Annotated in this window: 2 protein-coding genes; both read left to right on the top strand. The window is 41.3% G+C overall.

Going from position 1 to position 2,915, the window contains the following annotated elements; translation table 11 throughout:
• Positions 1-624: 624 nt before the first annotated feature.
• Entirely contained in the window at positions 625-1,836 is a 1,212-nt protein-coding gene (locus tag CAG65_RS00480; protein WP_053305098.1) for a serine/threonine-protein kinase, read from the top strand.
• A gap of 158 nt (positions 1,837-1,994) precedes the next feature.
• On the top strand, positions 1,995-2,552 hold the full coding sequence (locus CAG65_RS00470; protein ID WP_202599221.1) for an NADAR family protein: 558 nt from the start codon (positions 1,995-1,997) through the stop codon (positions 2,550-2,552).
• The last annotated feature ends 363 nt before the right edge of the window (positions 2,553-2,915 follow it).

Genomic DNA, 2,915 nt, shown 5'->3' with positions numbered 1-2,915 from the left:
GCTATGGAGAGAGTCCAAAGTGGTGGTAATTATCGCATAACAAAGCGTTTAAGGTAGATTCACAACGCGTGGCATTTTGGGTTTTAATCGGCTTTAGTGTTTACGGTGTAATGGTTTAAGCTGGGTGGTAGCGTTGCTCACTACTTAACGCGGCGTTATGAGTTTCAGAGAAATGTATGAAAGAGTTTTGTAAACAGTGTTCTAAGCACAGAAACGAAAGGCGTCCTACAACACCCTCAAAACTAGCTAGTGCTCTTGAAATGATAAGGGGTTGCGTTGCTAACGGCGAATTATTGGAAACTCCATTGAATGATGAGCCTTACTACACAAACTTCGATTCCATTAGGACAGGGGAATGGCCAGATATCATTTGGTGTGTTTTTCAGTGCTCAACATGTGGCAAGATATTCGAACTAAATGCCATGACATATGTTGGCACCGCTAGCAATCGTTTTGGTGAACAACTTAAAGAACACTCATAACAAACAATTCAACAGTGATTCGCAACGCTTGGCGCTCTCACTTCGGGTTGAGTTAAGTGTTTACGGCGCAGTGTTTAAGTTCAGTGTTTGCGCTGCTCACACGTTAATTGGGCGTTAGTATTCTTATAAAGTTCAGAGGTAAATGTTGGACGAGTATTCAATTCATCTAAAGCGACAAGGCTTTGACCTACTTGAGGATATTGGGAGTGGACTTTCTGGTAAAACCAAGAAAGCCAAGCAAAGCTCCTTGGAAAGGTTCGTTGCCGTAAAGTTTTTCGATAGTGTATTCAATCGGAACAACTCCGATCTAAAGAAAAAGTTTAAGAGGGAATCGTTCATACTCGCAGAGGTGCAACATCCAGCGATTCCGTATGTCATCACTCATGGCGAAGTTAAATGTGAGCATGATTCAGTTCCGTACATCGTGATGGAGTATATCGATGGTACAAATTTAGAAGATCATGTTCAAAAGCATGGTGTAATAGAGCAACGACAGGTCATCACAATTGCAACTCAGATTCTTGATGCTCTGTCACTTGTGCATGCAAAGGGAATTATTCATAGAGACATAAAGCCCTCAAACATCATGCTATCGTCATCTGGCCATGCTTACCTGATCGATTTCTCAATTGGCTTTGCCCCTTCTGGAAATCCGAACTTAACAAGAGCAACAAGGACCGGAGACCATCTAGGTTCTGCGGAGTACATGTCTCCAGAGCAAAAAATCGATATGAAAAACGTTGATCGCCGTACTGATATCTATTCTCTGGGACTAACGCTCTGTAAATTGTTAACGGGTACACCAGCGCTCAAGGCACTGGACAAGACTGAGCTGTCAGTTCCTTATGCTTTGCGAAACTTAATAAATAAGGCTTCAGAGTATGACGCAGATAATCGCTATCAAAATGTCGATGACATTTTGAGGGAATTAAAAAGCATTTCTGGCGCTGGGCATTTCGCTATAAACACACCAAGCAAAGCACTTTGCTCCAATTTAAAATGTCCAGATGCGCAATGGTCACCAAATGGGTTTTACAAGGGAGCTAACTTTACAGAAAACTGCATTGATATTCACTGTACCTCCTGTGGTGACAAATTAACCTATCAATGTACGTGTGGGTACCCAATAGCCGAAACCCGTTTCTGTGGTGGCTGTGGTAACGAGTTATTCAAAGTTCCTGAGTGCAGTAGTTGTGGTTCCTATCTAAAGAAACAAGATATGGGTAAAGATACGTCAAAAGGTTGTAGCAAATGTTTGTCTAAACAAGTTCTACATCAGCCTCAACAGACTATTTGGGGGCAGCCGCTACAGCAACCGACTGGTATGGACTTTGATGATGATATTCCATTCTAGGAACAGAATACTAACAATCTGTTTAAGAGTGATTCGCAACGCGTGGCATTTTTACTATGCGTTGGTTTTAGTGTTTAAGGTGGTATGCAGTGGCATCGGTATTGCGTTGCTCACACCTTAACAGGGCGTTATGCGACTAAAAAATCAGGATTTGAAGTTTGAAAATTAGATCTAAAGAACAGCTTCAGGAATACGTAAATAAAGGCAAAAAAATTAAGTATGTATTCTTTTGGGGTCATCAAGAACAAGGCGGTACTGTATCCAAATCTTGCTTTAGTCAGTGGTATGAATCCACTTTTAGTGAGAACGGCATTGAGTACATGACTGCTGAACACTATATGATGGCAGAGAAAGCTAAACTGTTTGGTGATAATGAGACCTATCAAAAGATAATCAAAGCCACTAACCCAGGGAAAGCAAAGTCTCTTGGGCGTGAAGTTCAAGGTTTTGATGAATCAAAGTGGGGTGAGAATCGGTTTCAAATTGTTGTATCTGGCAATGTATTGAAGTTTTCCCAAAATCAGAAGTTGCGTGAATTCCTTCTTAATACAAGTAATAGACTTCTGGTAGAGGCTAGCCCAGTAGATAAAATATGGGGTATAGGGCTGGCAGTGGAGAATCAGAAAGCTGAAAACCCCAACTTGTGGAAAGGACAAAACCTTTTGGGTTTTGCACTAATGGAGGTTAGAGATATCCTCCGAGAGTCAGTCGCATAACAAAGCGTTTAAGACGGACTCTCAACGCTTCGCACTTTTAGTTCAAATTGGGTTCGGTGTTTAGGGTGTAATTATTAGGCTAGGTGGTTGCGTTGTTCGCCACTTAACGCGGCGTTATACGCATTCGGTTGTCACAGAATCTAACTATTGATATTCATCTTGTTTCTCATTGCTGATACATTGTGTGGGTGTTCATCCTTGTGCGAGGTTGCTGTGGGAAATAATAGTATTACTTATGCAATTTATAATCCTCAATGGAAATATGGAACAGACGAAAGGCTGCTTAAAATAAGCGGGAAAAAAGTCAGTCCAGAAGATTATGAGCAATATATGCAGGGCTTAATATATTGCCCAGAATGTTAC

The organism is Vibrio sp. V39_P1S14PM300 (genome assembly GCF_009904765.1).
Classification (GTDB): Bacteria; Pseudomonadota; Gammaproteobacteria; order Enterobacterales; family Vibrionaceae; genus Vibrio; species Vibrio proteolyticus.
This window is presented reverse-complemented; position numbering and strand designations above follow the sequence as displayed.

Excerpts from the sequence above, each read along its gene's own strand:
- CAG65_RS00480 (WP_053305098.1), top strand. The coding sequence starts at position 625 with ATGTTGGACGAGTATTCAATTCATCTAAAGCGACAAGGCTTTGACCTA.